Annotated in this window: 15 protein-coding genes; 1 reads left to right on the top strand and 14 read right to left on the bottom strand. The window is 40.2% G+C overall.

The genetic code is table 11. The features are described 5' to 3' along the window. Position 1: 1 nt before the first annotated feature. The 5 genes from BN3769_RS13235 to BN3769_RS13215 form a co-directional block, all read right to left on the bottom strand. Positions 2 to 1,036: a hypothetical protein gene (locus BN3769_RS13235; protein WP_068471308.1), complete on the bottom strand. Its 1,035-nt coding sequence runs from the start codon at positions 1,034 to 1,036 to the stop codon at positions 2 to 4. A gap of 273 nt (positions 1,037 to 1,309) precedes the next feature. Further along, entirely contained in the window at positions 1,310 to 1,909 is a 600-nt protein-coding gene (gene rsmD / locus BN3769_RS13230; RefSeq protein ID WP_068471307.1) for a 16S rRNA (guanine(966)-N(2))-methyltransferase RsmD, read from the bottom strand. Positions 1,910 to 1,948: 39 nt separating this feature from the next. Then, entirely contained in the window at positions 1,949 to 3,271 is a 1,323-nt protein-coding gene (locus BN3769_RS13225) for a DUF4864 domain-containing protein (RefSeq protein WP_068471306.1), read from the bottom strand. Positions 3,272 to 3,673: 402 nt separating this feature from the next. Further along, entirely contained in the window at positions 3,674 to 4,726 is a 1,053-nt protein-coding gene (locus BN3769_RS13220) for a tetratricopeptide repeat protein (RefSeq protein ID WP_068471305.1), read from the bottom strand. Positions 4,727 to 4,925: 199 nt separating this feature from the next. Continuing rightward, entirely contained in the window at positions 4,926 to 5,858 is a 933-nt protein-coding gene (locus BN3769_RS13215) for a DMT family transporter (RefSeq protein WP_068471304.1), read from the bottom strand. Positions 5,859 to 6,298: 440 nt separating this feature from the next. On the opposite strand from BN3769_RS13215, the gene BN3769_RS13210 reads away from it, so the two are divergent. Beyond that, positions 6,299 to 6,988: a response regulator transcription factor gene (locus BN3769_RS13210; protein ID WP_068471303.1), complete on the top strand. Its 690-nt coding sequence runs from the start codon at positions 6,299 to 6,301 to the stop codon at positions 6,986 to 6,988. 176 nt (positions 6,989 to 7,164) lie between these two features. On the opposite strand, the gene BN3769_RS13205 is transcribed toward BN3769_RS13210, so the two are convergent. From BN3769_RS13205 to metK, 9 genes are all read right to left on the bottom strand, one after another. Continuing rightward, complete coding sequence (locus tag BN3769_RS13205) at positions 7,165 to 8,559, bottom strand: NFACT RNA binding domain-containing protein (RefSeq protein WP_068471302.1); 1,395 nt, start codon at positions 8,557 to 8,559, stop codon at positions 7,165 to 7,167. 194 nt (positions 8,560 to 8,753) lie between these two features. Continuing rightward, positions 8,754 to 10,175: a hypothetical protein gene (locus BN3769_RS13200; protein WP_068471301.1), complete on the bottom strand. Its 1,422-nt coding sequence runs from the start codon at positions 10,173 to 10,175 to the stop codon at positions 8,754 to 8,756. Between the two features lie 340 nt (positions 10,176 to 10,515). Continuing rightward, positions 10,516 to 11,877: a cysteine peptidase family C39 domain-containing protein gene (locus BN3769_RS13195; RefSeq protein ID WP_068471300.1), complete on the bottom strand. Its 1,362-nt coding sequence runs from the start codon at positions 11,875 to 11,877 to the stop codon at positions 10,516 to 10,518. 479 nt (positions 11,878 to 12,356) lie between these two features. Further along, positions 12,357 to 12,776: a leucine-rich repeat domain-containing protein gene (locus BN3769_RS13190; protein WP_068471299.1), complete on the bottom strand. Its 420-nt coding sequence runs from the start codon at positions 12,774 to 12,776 to the stop codon at positions 12,357 to 12,359. 36 nt (positions 12,777 to 12,812) lie between these two features. Next, the gene (locus BN3769_RS14855; protein WP_154017927.1) at positions 12,813 to 12,968 is read right to left on the bottom strand and encodes a hypothetical protein; all 156 of its coding nucleotides are present in this window, start codon (positions 12,966 to 12,968) and stop codon (positions 12,813 to 12,815) included. Beyond that, positions 12,965 to 13,177, bottom strand: a complete 213-nt coding sequence (locus BN3769_RS13185; protein WP_068471298.1) for a hypothetical protein — start codon at positions 13,175 to 13,177, stop codon at positions 12,965 to 12,967. Before BN3769_RS13185 ends, BN3769_RS14855 begins: the two co-directional genes overlap by 4 nt. A gap of 499 nt (positions 13,178 to 13,676) precedes the next feature. Next, positions 13,677 to 14,987, bottom strand: coding sequence for a hypothetical protein (locus BN3769_RS13180; RefSeq protein ID WP_068471297.1), 1,311 nt, complete (start codon positions 14,985 to 14,987; stop codon positions 13,677 to 13,679). A gap of 434 nt (positions 14,988 to 15,421) precedes the next feature. After that, a complete protein-coding gene (locus tag BN3769_RS13175) occupies positions 15,422 to 17,884 on the bottom strand; it encodes an F-box-like domain-containing protein (RefSeq protein WP_068471296.1) in 2,463 nt (820 codons plus the stop codon). A 504-nt stretch (positions 17,885 to 18,388) separates the two neighbouring features. Further along, on the bottom strand, positions 18,389 to 19,597 hold the full coding sequence (gene metK, locus BN3769_RS13170; protein WP_068471295.1) for a methionine adenosyltransferase: 1,209 nt from the start codon (positions 19,595 to 19,597) through the stop codon (positions 18,389 to 18,391). Positions 19,598 to 19,652 lie beyond the last annotated feature (55 nt).

The following is a 19,652-nucleotide window of genomic DNA, read 5'->3' as shown; positions in this document are numbered from 1 at the left end:
CTTAAAATTCATAAGCTAAACCTACATCGACGCCAACATTCTTCCAGTGCAATTCATCGCGTTTAGCATGGCCTTTCCACCATTTATAATTGACTGTAATCAATCCGTACCAGCAATTTGACATGGAAAATGCCGTTCCAAGTTTTGCGTCAAAGCCATAAGCCCAGCTTTCTCGATGGTATGTGTCTACAAAGTAAACGCCCGTCCATGATTTGCGCTTGCGGTGGCAGCGGTCTAAAAAATGACCTTCAAACTCTGTGAAAAGTGTCCAGCATGGATCCAATGCATAGGCCATATCAAATCCGGCATAAAATCCGTACCAAGTAAAGCGGTAAGAGCTTGTCCGCTTGACTGTGCTCAAGCCAATTGCGCTAGGAATCCAAGGATCCGAAGGGCTGGAAAAAGGATCGGAATAGGAGCTTGGATAACCGAAAGGGTTGGATGAATCGACAAGGAAGGTCGAGCCGCTATAATCGTATGGAAAAGAGCTGGGAAGATGGTAATTGGAAGAGGAGGAGGAAGAAGAATGAGAAGAAGAATGATCCGCTTTAACGCGCAGGCGTTGCCGGTGATAAGAGAAGCCAATTAACGGAACGACGCTTAAGCGGCAGTTGCAAAATTCTAGCGGATAGCCAACGGCAAGATCGAAGTCATAGGCTTCGCTGCGGCGTTTAATGCGATCACTTGTGGAGACAAAAATTGGTTCATAATCATAAAAAAGGGAGCTATTCATATGAAAATGCTCATAAGCTCTTCCCTTCTGGCTAGTTCCATAATCCCCCGATAGGCGGATATAGTATTCTGAGCCTACCCATTTGGCTTGACCGTGCGCTGTATACATGTCAACGTCTTTGAAATGAATATGCGAATCAACATCGGCAGAAACATAATAACTATCTAAATGGCGCAATTTCCAGTTCAGGTTATCACGCCTCCAGCCTATTCCCAATTCCAGGCTTTGGCAGCAATCTGCAAAGCTTAAAGATGTTAAGGCTGTTGAGATACATGCAGCAAGGGTAACGAGGGATTTAAACATTTTCAACTCCTTGTCAAAAATAGAGTGCCCTTTCTTGTATGCGTAGAATGAAAATAAATCAATAAAAATTAGAAAATTTTAGGGAGGGGCATAAAGAGATAAAAGCTATCCTTTATAGACAAGTGAGTGAAGGATTTTCAATTCGAGTTCTTTTTCCTTAAGAAGCGAGAAGGGCTAGGGCCGATATTAACTCCCTATTGTCCGCTGGCTTCTATTGCCTCCTCGAGAGAAATAATCTCAACCATCGATTATGACGGGGTGTAATACACCCGCTTATTCCGATGAGGAGGAAACCCATTCATAGCGCTGCAAAGCGGTATGGCCCATGCGCCTGTTGTCTTTCAGTTGAAGCTTTTTTAAATCCAGCAAGTTTGGTTGATAACGGGCATCTTCTTCCACAAATAGGACGCCATGCGGAGCCAATAAGGGGCTTTCATCAATCCATCGAATGATTTTCTCGCTATACCAAATCTGGGATTCTCTTTCCAGAGGATCGGCTGTTTTATAGGGAGGATCGGCGAAAATAATGTCAAATTGCTTGCCGTGTCTTTCAAGCCATTCGAGCAAAGAAAAGACTTGGCCTTGCATGATTTGGCATTGGGAATCCACGTGAAGATGCGCAACATTTTGCTTGAGGCAGCGAATCGCTTCTTTGCTTGAATCAATAAAGGTAACGGCAGCGGCGCCTCGGCTAAGGGCTTCTAAGCCGATCGCTCCCGATCCGGCAAATAAATCCAAAAACCTTGCCCCTTCAATAAATCCTTGGCAAATATTAAAAAGAGACTCTCGTAGCCGACTGGCTGTAGGGCGCGTTTCCGCCCCTTTGGGAACACTTAGTCGTTGGTTTCGATACAAGCCAGCAATAATATGCATTGTACGGTATTCTTAAATGCCTGTTGGAGTCCTTCCAGTTTATTCGATCTCAAAGTCAATGACTTTATTCAGCCCCGAAGAAGTAGTGGCAATTAACTTATAATGTCCTTTAGGCCAGCCGCTCTTTGGAGGAGAGAACACAGACATTAACATAGTATCTCCATTGTCTTCAATGGTCGCTTTTGCTGGAATAGAAGATCCGCTCTCTAAATGCTGAAGGCTAAGATAAATGGTGCTGCCTTTTAATCCGTTTTTAATTTCAAGGTTGATATATAAATCGCTTAAATCCGAATCGAACGCGTCTTGAGGGGTCTCAATGATTCCCTGGTCATCCACTTCATCTCCCAAGCTGATGTTTCCAAAGCTCATTTCTTTATTGGCTTTTTCTTTGCTGTCCTTTTTTGTTGCGGCCGATTTATTGGCCTGGCCTTGCTCTTCCTCTAGTTCTTCCGAAGGAGAGAGGATACGCATGCTCCATATCTTCCAGCTTTGATCTTCATAAATTAAATAATATTTCACGTAAGCGGCCAGTTGATCCGACTGCAAAATCGCAGAAAGCGTTCCCACTCCATTTCTAATATTGGGCTTATGGAAAGAGGCGGTTTGATAGTGATTTAAAATGGGATAGCGCTTGATGAAATCCTGAAAAGCTTCGAGAGAGGTGGCCTCTTTAAATTCTTTTGAGGAGTATTGCTGGTAAGCGCCCTCTAATTGGTGGTCCTGGATAGCTTGTAATTGGGCTTTGGCTACATCGATGATCTCTTGCATATCCGTATCGGTTTGGACATGCTGCATAACGCCCGGCTTCAGCAAACGTATGCTGAGAATTTTCCATTTGTCATCCTCTTTAATAAGCTTGTATTCGATAGGCGTATTGACATGGTCGACAGAGGTTAAGTTGCCTTTCAGCGTTCCTATATTATTTTCAATCGAGCGCTGTGTAAAGTGAGCGGACTGATTTTGTAAAAAGGCCGGATAAGCCTGAATAAAATGGCGGAATTGCTCTAGAGAGGTTGCCGCTTGGAAATCTTTAGAAGTATAAGCATAATATGCCTTGGAAACATCATTTTGCCGCAATGCCGATAATTGATTATCGATGACATCGACAAGCCTTTCTGTAAATAAAATACCTGCTGCAACGGCTATAAGGGCAATAACAGAGATGGCAATAAGAATTTTGAACCAAAGCGGCATGGGTTTTTTCTTAACCGTTTGCGTTGGGACAGCCTGTTCTTCGGATTGAGGGGGAGAGGATGGGGAAGCCGGAGAAAGGGAAGGACTATTAACAGCCAGATGAGCTCCGCATGAAGGGCAGTATTTATAATCTTTCTCCACCTTCGCGCCGCATTGGGAACAAAACATAATTTAGGTTTCCTTCTTTGATAATAGAATAGTCTTGTCAGCCTAACCCAAGTATTGAAGCATTTGGTCAAAGGACTTAAAAACACTTATATTGGTTTGCCCTAAGAGTGTTTTCCTTAATAAAAGACCTCGGATTCAAGCTATCAGTGTGTTTCAAGAGGCCTTAAAAGGATTTCTCAAACTTCTAAAAGAGAGGTTTGAAAGTCATAATAGCCTTTTAGAGGGTATATTAAAACCCATAATAATCGATATTTGAAATTATTTTCTCCCTAGCGGGCGATTAAGGGCGGGGCATATTGAATTTAATAGGGGCCCTCCCTCTATCGGACTTCTTTCTAGGGGAAAAACTCGACTCTAGGTCATTAGCGGTTTTCATACGCCCTTTAAGATCGCCGACAGTCTCTAAGATCCGATAGGATGCGAATAGGCTCCATAAAAATGAATTAGGCTTTCTGCTTTCTTATAATTCGATCTTCTTAATGTTTCATAAATTTGCAGGCCTTTAGCATTTAGCCCCTGTTCAAAATAAAGTTTTCCTAGCTTAAACAAGGTTTCTTTGTCTTCTGGGCAAAGTTGAAGAATAATTTCATATTCCTTGATTTCCTCTATAGGCATTTGCAGGTCTCGGTAGCTATAAGCGAGCTGGGCATGAACCCAGGGATCGTGGGGGGCATAATCGCTTAAAATTTTAAATTCTTCAATCGCCCTTTCTGCCGTTGTACGAAATTTTTGTTGGAAAACGCGATTATATTTGTTCGGAGGTATCCAACGTTCATCATCCAACCCTTCAATCGTCCTGGGATCAACATAAAGGCCGGATAGCATGACGTAGGCATTGGCAAGGCCTGCATGGGCTTCCAAATCCGTGGGTTCCAGGCGAACAAGCTTAATATGCTGTTCAATGCAAGCTTGGAGGAGCAATTCTTTCATGGTATGCACATCTGGCCAATGCAGCCAACAGCAAAGCTTTTCAAGAGAAGAAGAAAGAAAATCCAGCCAAAAAGGACATGTGTAAATTGTGTATTCTTTGCCATGCAGATCCGCTGCTAATTTACAGCAAGCGTAAGCAACAGTTAAGTGTTGCTCGGGGATGTCCGTGGAGTCATTTAAATCTCCTTGACAAGCCTTCACAAAGTCATTTTTTAGCTCGATCAATTGCTCCGTCTTCCGCGTTTGAAAATACATGCGCAAAGTAAAATAGGAAAATAGCGTGGCAAAAATCAAAGCCAAATGAATGGCTAAAACAAATGTTTGCAGGAGAACTGTCAGATGAACAAAAAAATAGATCACTTCTGCTATCAGCAGACAAATAAAAAATAGATTAAATAAAGTATAGGACTTTAAAATTCTTTGAAATCTATGGATAGCCGGATTAATTAAAGACTGAATTCGATCCTTATAAAATTCTTTATCAAATTCAATTAGAACTTCTTTTTCCGCTACAGGAGTCGTCATAACCCTCTAATTTATTAAAGTGATCAAAAAAGGTTTTATAAACAGATAGCAAAATTTTAGACAAACCTTTTTTGAAGGATTCTTTCAGAGCGTTAATAAATTGATAATCTTGAAATTTTTATACCCTCTCTAGTTGGAAATGAAGTGGCAATAGTCCAGGCTATTGCCAAACAGAGATCTTTTCTAGAAAAGGTTTTAATTACGCTTCGCTTGGCTTGGATGCGAGTAACTTGTCTTGATAGCTTTGCTTCAATTCATCTTGATCAAATACAAAAAGACCAGCTAACACAATCACAAAAGATACATAAAAAGGCCAAGTCACGACTTCTCCTAAGAAGATCCATCCAAACAAAGCCGTAAAGAGAGGAGTAGTAAAACCGGCAAAAGAAATGAATGTTGCCGAATAACGCTTCAAAAGCGTTCCGTATAAATTATAGCAGATTAAATTGGAAATGAGGATGAGCAAAAGCGTGCATTCCAAGAAAATGGTCACATTGGTGACCGGAATGGGATTCCAGTCTTCAACGATTAGCGAATGCACAAGGGCAAAGGCCCCTCCTACAAACATGCTTGTTCCATTAGCCGTAACCGGAGAAAGCTTATGCTGATTCACCAACTGCATGAGAACAATCCAACCGTATACGCTGCAAATGGCCGCCATCATCACGGATAATTCAGCCCATGAGAAAAAGAGAAGGTGCCCTGTCTGCTCTTCACTGCTCGTATGGCTCATTAAAATGGGAAGAAATCCCATAAATCCAATTAGCAAACCCATCCATTTTTTAGGCGAAAGTTTTTCAGAAAAAAGCATATAGCAAAATAGAGCCGAGAGAAAAGGGGAAAGACTATAAATAAAACAAGTTTTAAAAGAGGTTAAATATTTTAAGCCCCAAAATTCAAATACATTTGTTAAATAAATGTTAAAAGCTGCCAACTGCAGGATTTTCCACCACGTTTGCCGATTAAAAGAAAAAACTTCTTTCTTCACAAATTTTTGATAACCCAACAAAATACAACCAGCTAATAGCATGCGCGTACCGACTAGAAAAAAGGGTTGCGAATACTCTAATCCGGTTTTGGCTATTGTAAATACACTTGCAAATAAAGCATATAAAAGGATCACGTATAGCATAGGGCCTTTAGCTGGTAAAAGGTTAGAAAAATTTATAACCATTCTAGTGAGAAAAAAGAAAAAAATAAAGATAAAAATAAAAAAATGAAGAGGCTTTTTCTACCTTCTTATTTTTGAAGTCGGAAAAAAATCTTTATAGTACAACTGGTTTTACATAAAAGTAATAAAAAATTTGAAAAGGTTTGATTAATTAAAATTTAACAATCTTTTAATTGAAGATAAATATTTTTTTTATTAAATATACTATTTGAATGTATAATAGATATAAAGATTATGAAGAAAATGCATTTTTTGTGAAAATGAGCAACAAAATAAGTGTATTCTAAAAGAGAAGACAGAGATTAAGATAAGTTTATTTGCTAAAGTTTCTTGATAGAAATTAAAATTTAAATATGATTTTTATCAAAATATATTTTTTTTAAAGTGACCTGGAGTTAACGATGCAAAAAACAAAAATTTTATTGATAGAAGACGAAGAAGATATTGCTTCGCTTATTAAGCTGCAGGCTGAGCTTGCTGGCTATAAGGTCCATGTAGAAATGGACGGTTTAAATGGTTATTTGGCTGTCGAAAGAGAAAGGCCGGATATCATTGTTTTGGATATTATGTTGCCGGGTTTAAATGGATTGGATGTTTGTCGGAAAATTAAAAGCAATCCCGATTTTGAACATATTCCTATCATTATTATTTCGGCTAAGAGTGAAGAATTGGATGTCGTATTAGGCTTGGAATTAGGCGCTGACGACTATGTGGCCAAGCCATTTTCATTAAAAGTTCTCTTTTCTCGCATTAAAGCGGTCATGAGACGTGGCAAAGAACCTGAAAAGGAAGCAAAAGTGCTTACATTCGGTGATTTCACAATGGAAGTCGACCGTTATTTGTTGCGCAAAAGGGATAAATCGATCGCCTTGACCTTGTCAGAATTTGGAATTTTGCGCCGTTTGTTGCTCAATCGTGGAAAGGTTTTAACACGCAACCAATTATTGGATGATGTGCAAAACGATGAAGCGTTTATCATTGACCGCAATATAGACGTGCACATTGCTTCCTTGCGCAAAAAATTAGGTCCTAATTTTGATGGGATCGAGACCGTCCGTGGTGTCGGCTATCGCTTTAAGGATGAAGATTAAAGCTTTCTTTAGTCTCGAAAGATGTTTAAGCCTGGCAAGAGGCCTTAAATGCCTTTAAATCGCTTTTTTCGAGGGCCTGGGCCGCTTTGACCCATGCAGAATTGCCAAACTTTGGTTGAACTTGCATCGCAGCCAGGTTTGTCTAGTGATTGGCCAAATCTTTTGGCCAATCCTTTTTAATCGTCCGCGTTCAATTGCCGTCTTTGCTTGATTGCCTGATACCGCTGAGGATCGAACCGGGCCCAGATTGTCTTGTGCTTGGAAATTTGAACCTTCCCTGGCTGCCCTTTTCCCAAACGGGACACGTACTTTCTCTGGGTGAGGCAAATCTCTGCTTCTTGCCGCTCTTTTGCTTGACTATGATAAAGAGCGAGCTGAATGGCATCTGCTATTGCATCCGGATCGGGGTCTTGGCCTTTTTGCGTGCGAATGAGGACATGCGATCCAGGAAAGCCTTGCGCATGAAGCCACCAATCCGATCCTCGGGCTAAGCGAAAGGTCAAGGAATCATTGGCTTTAGCATTTCTTCCCACCCAAATCAATAGGCCGCTTGATGAGACATATTCTCGATAAGGCGGAAGAGGGGTCGTCTGTTTTTTTACAGCAGGAGCACGGGCAGGAATAGAGAATAAGCGGAGCAGCTCTTCTTTGGTTTGAATGCGTTCCACCTCTTCAAGCGCTTGCTCATTTTTTAAGAGGGCTTGCTCGGTTTTATTGATTTGTTCCGCCATATGGCTTAGGCCTGCTTGCAGCTTTTTAGCGCGCTTAAAGCGGTGGGCCATTTCTTCCTGAGGTGTCCAAGTCGGATTAAGGATAAGCGTATAGGGTTTGTCCACTAACCAATCCCAGACTTCTAAATGCGATAAACCTTTCTTGAGTTGGGCAAAATGCGCCTTAATCAGCTCGCCTTCATGCTTGACCTTTTCCCACGTGGAACAGGCTTGCCATTGGCTTTCCAATTGCGTTTTCTTTCGTTTTAAGTGTGCCTGCATGCGCAGCAATCGGGCTTCCACAGCTTTTTTTTCTTTTTCAAATTCCCATTCCCTTTCCAATTGTCGATAAGCTTGCTCGACGGACTCAGAATTTGGCAAAGGAGAAGAGGAACTGGAAGAGGGGATGGGGACAGGCGGAGGCAGCCGGTAATAAGGCGAAGAGAGAGGAAAAAGGGAAAAGAGAATGTTTCCCTCTTCATTGATCAAGTAATAATTGGGATGCTTGGAAAAGAATTCGCCAATGAGAACACGCATCCGATCAGCAGAAGCAAAGCTTAATTTGAGAATGCGGTCTTGGTTCAATATGTCGACGCTGGTTAATGTCAGACCGGCCAATTCGCTTTGCAAGGAGGAAAAGGGAAGCGCTTTTTGAAACGGGTAACGCGAGAGGTGAAAGCGGACGAATGGCTGTTCAAAACACCACAGAAGAGCTTGAGGGTGGTCCTCTTTATGAAAATTCAGCCAGAACTTTTTCGGATGAACAAAAGTACAAGATATAAGGACAGCGTCTGTTAATTTTTCTTGAAGTTCTTGGGCAAGAATCGTGATCTGTGAAAAGCTAAAAGATGGACTAGGCATATTAAGAAGCAAAGGTGAAGGAATAAATTAAAAGAATTTGATAGGCCTATTATTCCCGCTTGCACACTATTTGCCTAGCAAAAGAATGCAAAAGGATAAGGAAAAATGTTAGTTAACTAGAAAGCTAGGTTTGAAACGTCAAAAAGACAGGACGGCTCTTCCTTTCTTTTACGTTAAGCAAAAAGAGAGAAAAATCAGGTATCCTGGGTTTTTTCAATATAGACAGCTTCTATTTTTTTGCCTGCCATTTTTATCAATTCACTTGTTGGGATTGTAATGCGCCAGCCATGGAAGGGATCCCGAATAGTCGCCTTTTTTGCATCGATGTCATCTAGAATAATTTGATGGCTGCCAATATCGCGATCGCTGATTCCTATTGATATAGAGCCATGTTTTTGAATAAGAGACCTAAGCTTTGCAGGGCTGCCATTAATGGTGGCTATTCCTCCTTTCAAGCCTGATTTGTTTATCCATGCTAAGAGGCGTATTTCGTCAGCTAAATTTGTTTCCTGAAGGCTTCTGACGTCGCAATTTCTTCCCTGGTCTTCTACTAGCATGGCTGCACAAGCGGCCACACAGCCGCGAGTGGCTTGCTGTTGAATCATCGTTTTTCCATCCGCATAAACGCCTATGGGAATGTTTTCCTTCGAAGTGAAACGAATAGATTGGCATTCCGCAATATGGCTAATTTTCTCGTCAGAAAGAAAAATCAATTGATGAGGGCCATGAGCACTAGCACTTGCAGCATAATCATCCTGGGTAGGATAAGTCAAAGGATCTTTTATACCACTGAAATTAACCGTATCTATTCTTGATACGGGAGGATATTTTCTCTGCGAGAAAAACCATTTAAGCCGCGCTTCCTTATCTGCAGAAGAAAGCGCGTCGGGCATACAACTAGAGTTAAAATTTTGCGTGCTCAACGTTCCATTCTTGGAAACAACAGTCTGAGGAACCCAATGAGGGCGTTGCTCAGCCAAGTTGGTTTGAATTTTAAGGGATACGGACCCTAATTTTGGTTCTAAGGGTAAAGGTCTGCCTGCATTGGATTTTAAAATTTTGCGTGGCGGTTCTGGTATATCATTTATCTGGGGTGACCCGGAATGATGGTCTTTAAGGGATTGATCATTAGGCTCCTCTTCTGAGGAAGGGAGATCAAAGCGTACCGTCTTTTTTGGCAATCCAGGCTCGGCTTCCTGTGGCCTTAGGTTGATCGAAGACGTGTCTTCTACGTCTGTGGGTAAAATGAATTGAGAGGCCGACTTAATTCTATTTAAAGGAGATAAAGCATGCGCAGACTTTGCTTTTAAGGTGTTTAAGTTATGAATAACCCTTTGCTTATCCACACGGTTCCCACTGTTGAAGATCGTATTCAGCTGCGTTTTTCCCTCTTCCGAAGATAAAAATTTGTGGACATTTCTTAAACTGGCATTGCCAAACCCCAGCCATGCCTGTACGCGTTCGAGAAAACTCAGATGCGCCACTTCTAAGATTTTTTCTCCCGTGCCTGTCTGCTTAACGCGTAAATAGGATTGTCCGCTCTTTGATTTGCTTTTATCAAAAAGAGCGGAATCCGTTAAGGCCTGATAAGTCTCTTGCCAAGGGTGAATAGACATGATTTTTTTCTTTCTTTAATTATTTGAATAGTTGTGTTTAGTAATTAATTATTACTTTATTTGTTTTTATTATACAGTATTTAATTTTAAAATTAATTATTTTTTTTGTTTAAAAGAGCGAGGGAAAATTTAACTAATTTTCTTAGTCTCGTAGCAGATGGCTCGTGGAATTCAATGATTGCTTCTCGCTTTCCATTGAGGGGGTTTTAGCATTTTTTTTATTAAGCTGAAATAAGCCTATAAAGAAGCGAAAGAATGGAAAAAGGTGGGGAAGGTTTATTTAATAGAAAATGAGTAGAGGACTTTTTTGGGGAAAGAAATTTTTCTGAGAAAGAGAGGATCAGGTGTTTTCAATATAGACAGCTTCTATTTTTTTGCCTGCCATTTTTATCAATTCGCTTGTTGGAATCGTAATGCGCCAGCCATGGAAGGGATCGCGAATAGTTGCATTTTCTGCATCGATGTCATCTAGAATAATTTGATGGTTGCCGATGTTTGGTTCCGTAATGCGGATTGATATGGAGCCGTATTTTTGAACGAAAGCTTTAAGTTCATTGGGGTCGGCCTTAAGGGTCGCTAACTCCCCTTTTAATCCTGACTGGTGTATCCATGTTAAGAAAGATTCTTCATTAGCAAGATTTGTTCTATGCAGGGCTTCGATATCGCAATTTCTTCCGCGGTCTTCTACTAGCATAGCTGCACAAGCGGCCACACAACCGCGATTAGCTTGTTGCTGAATCATTGTTTTCCCATCTGCATAAACGCCTATTGGAATTTCATCTTCTGAAGTGAAACGAACGGATTGGCAGTCTGCAATATGGCTAATCTTCTCGTCGGAAAGAAAGAGCAACTTATGAGGGCCATGAGCACCGGGACTTGCGGCATAACCATCTTGAGTAGGACAAGTAGAAGGATCTTTTATTCCCGCCACAGGACGAACCGTATCTATTCCCACTACAGACATAGGAGGATATTTTCGCTGCGAGAAAAACCATTTAAGCCGTGCTTCCTTATCTGCAGAAGAAAGTGCGTCAGACAGGCAACTAAAGTTAAAGTTTTGTGTGCTCAACGTTCCAATTTTAGAAACAACAGTCTGAGGAACCCATTGAGGGCGCTGCTCAGCCAAATTGGTTCGGACTTTAGGAGTTGAGGCAAAGGCTAACCTTGGATCGGATTTTGCTACGGATCTTGAATGGGAAAGCTCTCTTTTTTCATTAGCCTGCTCTTTAATCTCTTTTGCTGATAAAGGAAGATCAAAATGCACAGTTTTTTTTGGAAAATTTGCGTGTTTTGCAAGGCTTTTCTCGGGCTCTTCTATATGGGCAGGTAAGATCAAGCGAGCGGCTGATTTAACTCGATTTAAAGGAGAAAAAGCATGTGCAGACTTAGTTTTCAAAGTGTTCAGGTTTTGAATAAGCTTTTGCTTATCAATTCTGCCTCCGCTATTGAAAATCGTATTCAATTGCGTCTTTCCCTCGTCCGAGGATAAAAATTTGTGAATGTTTCTTAAACTGGCATTGCCAAACCCCAGCCATGCCTGTACGCGTTCGAGAAAACTCAGATGCGCCACTTCTAAGATTTTTTCTCCCGTGCCTGTCTGCTTAACGCGTAAATAGGATTGTTCGCTCTTTGATTTGCTTTTATCAAAAAGAGCGGAATCCGTTAAGGCCTGATAAGTCTCTTGCCAAGGGTGAATAGACATTATTCTTCCTCTTTTCTTTAATTAATAAATGATTGTATAAAATTAAAGGTTAATTTATAAAATTTATATTTTTTTATTATACAATATTTATTTTTTAATTTAATCGGTTTTATTTAAATGACTATGAGTTTTGAATTTTTTTGCCGTTTTGACTGTCACAGCCTCGGAGATGAATAAATGACAAAGCGGTCAATATTAAGAAATAGGGATGTTTTCACCGGCGAGAGCTTTCCTGTCAATCCAAACGCAAAAACTCAAAACTCAGGTTAAAAGAAAGCAAGAAGGCCTTTGACCTTGACTCATTTTAGGCTGATTATCAGAGAAACGCAAGTTAGTCTTAGACTTGCATTGAGTAGCAATTGCTTGTTTGTTGAAACAGGCGGCTTAATTTGGAGACTTCCAACGATTGGAAGTCTCTTGTATAATGTTATCTAAAATATTCAGTTTAGGGAGTAGCAAGCAGGCTATTAGCCTGCCTTCTAATACGGAAGAGATGAAGCGTTAAATTTTTTGAGATTTGGGAATTTATCTTTGAGGTTAAGACCCTTAATTTTTTCTGATAAAGTCGAATCGGTTATATCTAACTCTTCAAGATGAGGGAGTTCCAAACCATCCAAGGTGCGAATATCAGTCTCGCTCACATCAAGTTTTTTAAGATTTGGACATTTATCTTTAAGCTTAAGACATTCTTCTGTGGGCAGCTTTCGACAACCGCTTAAATCTAACTCTTCAAGATGAGGGAGTTCCAAACCATCCAAGGTGCGAATACTAGTCTCGCTCACATCAAGTTTTTTAAGATTTGGATATTTATCTTTGAGCTTAAGAAGTTCTTCTGCGGGCAGCTTTTGAGAACCGCTTAAATCTAACTCTTCAATATGAGGGGAACCCCAGCCATCCAAGCGATCAATATCAGTGTTGGAAAGATTAAGTTTTTTTTAATGGGCATTCTTGTCTTGACCAAATAAATTTAATTGACTTAAGCTTGCTATTTTTTGCTCGGATAAGTCAAGGCTTTCTAAATTTGGGAAGGCCTTTAAAAGGATTTGCACGACTCGATCGGTGGTAAGCGTTCCCTTATCAATCTCCTTCATAGATGGAATCTGCGAAAAATAATTATTGGAAAAATAGGGCAATAGCCTGAGGTCTTTTTCTGCTCGAAAATCTTTAAGCAAACTTGCAGGCATATTTGAGGATCCATGTCTTCTGGAAGTTTTTCCAATTCTTTCTCATCCTCTTTCGTCAACTCTCTTGGAATCTGATTTATCCAAGCATTAAGAGCGATGGTTTGTAAGTTGTTCATAAGTTCTCCTCGGCTTGTTTTATAAATTCATTGCCTCCCCTAGAGCTTATCTAGAGCAAATAACGATTTCCTAATAATGCAATAAAAAGATGAGTCAATCTATCAATTAATTAGAAGTTGTAAATCATATTGTAATTTATTAAGTGATTAATAGTTTGTGTTGATTTTATTATGATTTATTTTTTTAAATTTAAAACAAATTTTTAATTTATGAAATTATCAATTTGATAAAATTAAATTAAAAATAAAAGAATTTAATGATCTGGAAAAAAACACTAGTGGTTTAGGTAAGGTTTGTTGATACAGAATTGGTGGGCAGGCTTATTCCCTGAGTTTGGAGTTTTTTTAAGAGGAATGCTTAAAAGATAAGTGTTAAAAAATAGGGCAATAACTGCAGATCTTTTTCCGCTCAAAAATCTTTAAAACAAATGGGGTATTTATTTGAAAATCGATAAAACAGAGGCCTTTCTTTTTAAAAGAAAGGCCTCACAATCACAATTTAGTAAAGGGAAGGAGTAGGGTTAAATAATTCTCTTAGTCCAGGAGCAGATTGTTTGCGAAATTCGATGATTGCTTCCAGCATTCCATCGATATATTTTAGCGCTTCTTTCTTATCCTTGAAAATAGTTAAAAGCGAATCGCGGAGTTCTCTTTTCAAGGGAAATCCTCTTGGAATGCGCGTATCTCCAGCGCTAATGCGATCTTGCAATTCAATCAAGCAATAGCCGTATCTTCTAGCCAATTCATCAGCAGCTTCGAGATCCGTGCATTCTTCGTTCTTTACTTCCTGTAAGAGAGAAATGGCATCTTCTCTTAAAAGCAGCTCCGCATAGCTGTCTATCGCATTGAGCATTTTAGGCGCGATATCGCAGAGATTGAAGAAATGATGCAAAGAGGTCTCTTTACCTTTAACCGTTACAGATCCAACCATTTTTACTAACTTTTCGTCCTTTTGTAAGACAATTTTGCTAAGCATGGCGATATGGACGCGCTCAAAGGTGCTATACTGGGACTTCTGACCTTTATAGCCAGGCGGTGTGACATAGGAAACAGCCGCATACTGGTCCCTTTGATGAAAGGGCAGTTCATATTCTGTCAAATAAGGAGCCTTTTCAGCTATGTAACGGCCCATCACCAAATAAGCATTTAAGCGCTTCCATACATGGCGTTCACCCATTGTCTTTTGTCGGAATTGACCTAGCTTTCTAAAATCTTCTGCCAGCCCAGTTCCGTCTTCCTCTCCTTTATTGAGTTGATTGACAAGGGCAAAGCGATCGCATCCTAAAGATTTTAAAGTAAAACCCATGTCCAGTTTTTCTTGTTCGATGCGCTTCTTTTCTTTTTCTTGTTCTAAACGCAAGGCGGTTCTTGCCTTTCGGTTGGCCTTTTGGCGCTTATGCTTGCTAAGCTTTTGGGGCATCAAAATTTTTTCCACTTCTGTTGTATCTACTTCAATAGGAGAAGAAGGCGTCTTAACAAAAGTTCCAATATTAAGCTCAACAGGGGCTTCATCAAATTCAGGCGCATTGTCGAAGCCATCTTCCTCATTTATCCAGTCATCCATTTCTTCCAAATCAGTGGAGACTCCCTCAATCATCTGCTGCTTTTGGATATCGCTGATTTGGGGGACTTGAGAAGAATCTGCTTTATGATAGGCTTTTTTGCCAATCGTGAGCTTTAATTCATTCTGACGAATTGCAGATGGATTTTTTAAAGGACATGCAGAAGATTGCTGCAATTGGGGGTCCAAGCCATCTATGACTATTTGCGGTATAGAAATAACTGGAGATAAATTATTATTAGTGTTCATTAAAACCTGTCTTAATTTTTATTAAAATGATTGTAGATTTGTACGTAATTTATAAGACAGGTTTGTTAAACTTGTATTAAAGCGGGTTTAAATTAATGTAAAATTAGTCGATAATTTGTTTTTTATTTAATTTCAATGCTTTCTAGTTGTTTGGAAGGTTTTTATTGGTTGATGGTAATTTGTAAACAGTCATTATTAAACTGTTTAATTGCTAATTGTCTAGCTAAGATTATTTTCTTTCTAAGAGAAGTCGGAGTAAGAAAAAAATAACCTCAGATATCATTATTAACCTGATTAACCTGATTTTGAGTTTTTTATTCTTTGGATTGACGTGAGCTCTCGCAGATGAAAAATGGCAAGCGATCCCTATTTTTTATAAAGGAAGGGATACCTTATCGTTCCTAGGTCGCATAATATAGCCTTTTTGAAGGAAGCTATTTCTTAACGAATAAAGAAGGAGGAAAAAAGGAGGGGGGGGAGGAATCAAGTTGTAGATGCTCGCCATTTCTTATCTCTAAGTATTGCAAGTGGGGAAGAGCGTCAATAGCGTGTTTTAGCTGCTCTTGAGTGATAAGCGTAGAGCAAAGCTGCAGGTTTTGCAAACGCTTGCACTGTGTAATTGCGTCAATCACTTTCTCTTGATGTGACCAAGATGTTTGATCGATATCCAAAGAACGCATTTCGGCTGAAAAAGCGTTGAGAAGAAGGAGAGCATCTGTGGCATTCAATTGGTTTTTGGGCAGGCCCAAATGAGTCAAATGGATACAGCGCCTAGTAAAGGCTTTTAAGCTTCTGTGTATCTCTGATTCTTGGCCTAGTATTTCAGGTTTTGGCTCTGTGCTCTCGCTTGATTGATTATTAAATGCCTTAGAGGGAGCTAACAGAAATCCTTCCAAGGTGAGATGGCAGAGTTGAGGGGAACCCTTGGCTAGTATGTTTAGGGCCTGATGAGAAAAACTGCCACAGCTATTTCGAGAAGGAGATTTTAACTGCAAGGTGCGTAAAGCAGGGCACCCTTTCACTAATTTTTCCAGACTTTTATCGTCAAAAGGATTTGTTGATGGGGAAATCAATAGTTCCAGGTTCTCTAAGTTTTGGCAATTCTCTCCAAGTTTATCAAGCAAAGAGGCGCCGAATGATCCGCAACCCTTCAATTCGAAATGCTTAAGAGAGGATCCCTTCTTTTCCAGATAGCTATTTAAGGAATTTTCCTTTTTAGGACAGTCCATCAGTATAGGACAGTCCACCAGGCTCAAGGTCTGTAAATTCAAATGAGCGAGTTCGGATAAGAGAGGAGTGGCTTTTAAGAGAGGAGGGGTTTCTACTGTATCTTTAGGCTTGAACGGTTGATATTTAAATGTGTTTAAATGCGTCCAATTGCGTAAATTCTGGGTAAAAATTGGCGTTAGGCGAATGCAGCGGTATAATTCTAATTCCTTTAAAGAAGAGGCGGTAGGTGTCAATGTCAGCAATTTAAACGCCTCTTCATCCAAATACCTGCAATCCGATAGGCTAATAGAGCTTAACTGATTGCAGTCTTGAAAGATGCGAACAAGCCCTTGTTTTTTTTGTAATAAATTCGTTGTGCATAGGGAAGGAGCGAACCCCAAGGTAAGTTTTTCTAATTTTAAACAATTATCAGCCAGAGACTCGAGCAATGCTTGGCCTGCATAGCCGCAATAAGAAAAGCCCACTTCTTTTAAGCGAGAGCCTTTCTTTTCCAGTGTGGGAGGAATGGGCTTTTCAATTAATGCTAACAAGGCATTTTCAGTAGCATGCAGACAACCTGTTAATTTTACTGTTTCCAGATAAGGCAAACTATCAAAGAAAGGGATTAAGCCATAATCTGTCAAGGTTCCTTGGCTTAAGCTGTTCCAATATTCGAAAGAAAGCAGCTGAAGCTTGCAAGCCGCTAAGGCGAGTAAAGATTGGTCGGTCATGGGGCAATCAATCACTCTCAAATGCTTAAGCTGAGGGGCATACAAGCCAAGGATGGAGATGCATTCGTCAATGTGATCAAGATGGCAACGGTGAAATTCGATGGTTTGCAGCTCAGGGCAATTTTGTAAAAGGTTTTTTAGGCCTTCAACGGTAAAGGAGCCTCCTTGCAAAATTAAATTGCTTAATTGCGAGCCTTGATTGGCAATAATTGCTAAGTCTTTATCTGATAAATCTGTTTGGCGTGGATTCAGTTGAGTAGGATGAAAATGCGTATAATCGAGTAAACGACGACTTAAATCCGGTCGCGAAATTTGATAAAAAGCCGGGGATTGTTGAAAATAGCGTTTTAAACAGCCTGGATCCAGAGTGATATAGGCAAAGTTCTTACAAGTTAAGCTAATGCGTCCCATGTCTTGCCAGCTTTTTATCACAAAAGAGAAAATATGATCGAGGATTTCATTAGGCAAGATTTGAATGGGACCGGGCTTTGGATTTGAGGAAGAAAAATCAAGAGGAGCTAGGTAATTTAAATAATGGATAGGTGCTTTCTCTTCCTCTTTACATTCTGTCCCTGCTTCTTTTAAAGAAGCAAAAGAAGGACTTTCTGTTTGATTGAGAACAGCTGATTGTTTTAGAAGATGACGATAAAGACTGGTAACGGCTAAAATAATTTGCTTTTGCCGCTTATCTCTCATTTCAATATTTGTGCTTTTTACCTTGATTGTGGTTGTTGATCCCTCTTCTCGAATGAGATAATCGTTTTTAAACCTTTCCCACTGTGCTAAAGAAGGCTTTTCCCTTTGAAAATAATCCTCGAATGTTTGCTGGACTAGCCCATGAAATTCTAGGAGGCTTGAAACATACTCCAGTGTAATAGAAGAGGTCGGATTGTATACTTTTAAAGGGCTACTAAAGTGATTATACTCAGCAAAATGAGAAATGGAGATCAAGCTCATGAGTAAAATTCTATTTTTAATGTAAGGATGAAATAAGTTGGCTTTATTCTAGTTTTTTATTATTAATTAATCAATTAAAAAATTATTTAACTTATTTAATGCTATTTAATTTTTTTTGATTGTTTTTAGTAGATAAATTATCAAGCAAATAAGTATATCGATCTTCGAAGAAAATTTTTTATTTTCCGCTAAATCCCAGGCTTTTTAAATCTCTGATTAGAGGATGTCTTAAAACGGCTAATGGCTTAGGTAAGCTTGGTTTAATTTAATGAAATGTAGGGCTAATTTAAAATTGTAGTAAACTTTTTAAGGCAAGGAGCGGATTGGAGGCCGAGAACAGCTTTTGATGCTTTATTTGAAAATCTGGCCAGGCAAAGACACTTCCCTATGGTTAGGCTATCTAAGAGGGTGTATTAAAGCGCTAATGACCTAGATTCGCGTTCTTTTCTGCTTGGGAGAAAATATCTCCTTGAATCGAGGCTATGATGAGTTATAATGCATCCTTTAACATTCTTGGGCTTCGCATTTTTCGGTATGCAAGAGAAACGATTCTTGCTTGATTGCATTTAATAGCGCTTGAATGCGATCTGTTTTCTCCCAAGTAAAGTTCTCACCGATCTTCCCAAAATGGCCTTCATAAGCGGTATGTCGATAGATAGGACGCTTTAGATCCAACATTTGAATAATGCCTTTGGGTGTCAAATGGAAGACCAAGGGAATAGTATGGCTGAGAAGTTCTTCGTTGACAGTGGCAGTGCCGAATGTATCGATCTTGATAGAAATGGGGTGAGGAATGCCAATTGCATAAGACAGCTGAACTTCGCATCGCTTGGCTAGTTTGGCGGCCACAATATTTTTAGCGATGTAGCGGGCTGCATAGCAGGCTGATCGGTCGACTTTAGATGGGTCTTTGCCCGAGAAGGCCCCGCCTCCGTGCCTTCCCATGCCTCCATAGGTATCGACGATGATTTTTCGGCCGGTTAATCCGCAATCTCCCGCTGGCCCCCCAATGACAAAGCGGCCTGTTGGATTGATATAAAAGAGCGTATTCTCATCCATTAAATGGGAGGGGATTAAATGGCGTATCAGCTCCTTCATATCTCTTATGATTGTGGCTTGGTCGGCCTCTTCTGCATGCTGGGTGGATAGAACAACCGTATGGACGCGGACAGGTTGGTGATTTTCATCGTATTCCACGGTGACTTGGGCTTTTGCGTCGGGACGAAGGTATTTTAAGATTCCTTTCTGGCGTTTATAGCGCAACTCGCGGACAATGCCATGGGCAAGCATAATGGGAAGCGGCATCAGTTCTGGCGTTTCATCGCAAGCATAGCCAAACATGAGGCCTTGATCGCCTGCTCCTTGCTCTTTATAGGCGTTTTGATCTTCATCCACTCCTTGGGCAATGTCGGGGGATTGCTTATTGATAGATGTCAAAATGCCGCAGGAGTGATAATCGAACCCAAGCTGAGAGTTGTCGTATCCGATTTCTTGGATTGTCCGCCTAACGATATCTTGATAGTCTACCGTTGCGTAAGTCGTGATTTCTCCCGCCAGCATGACCAATCCTTTAGTCACTAGCGTTTCACAGGCGACGCGGGAATTCGGATCACCTGCTAGGCACGCATCGAGAATGGCATCCGAAATTTGATCGGCAATTTTATCTGGATGGCCGATGGAAACGGATTCGGAAGTGAAAAGAAAATGGGACATAGTTTACACTCGCTAATTTTTGGCGGTCATAAAAAAATAAATTGCCGCTTTGCAA

Source organism: Candidatus Protochlamydia phocaeensis (assembly GCF_001545115.1).
Taxonomy (GTDB): domain Bacteria; phylum Chlamydiota; class Chlamydiia; order Chlamydiales; family Parachlamydiaceae; genus Protochlamydia_A; species Protochlamydia_A phocaeensis.
Note: the sequence above shows the minus strand (reverse complement) of the source record. Positions and strands in the feature narration are given on the sequence as shown.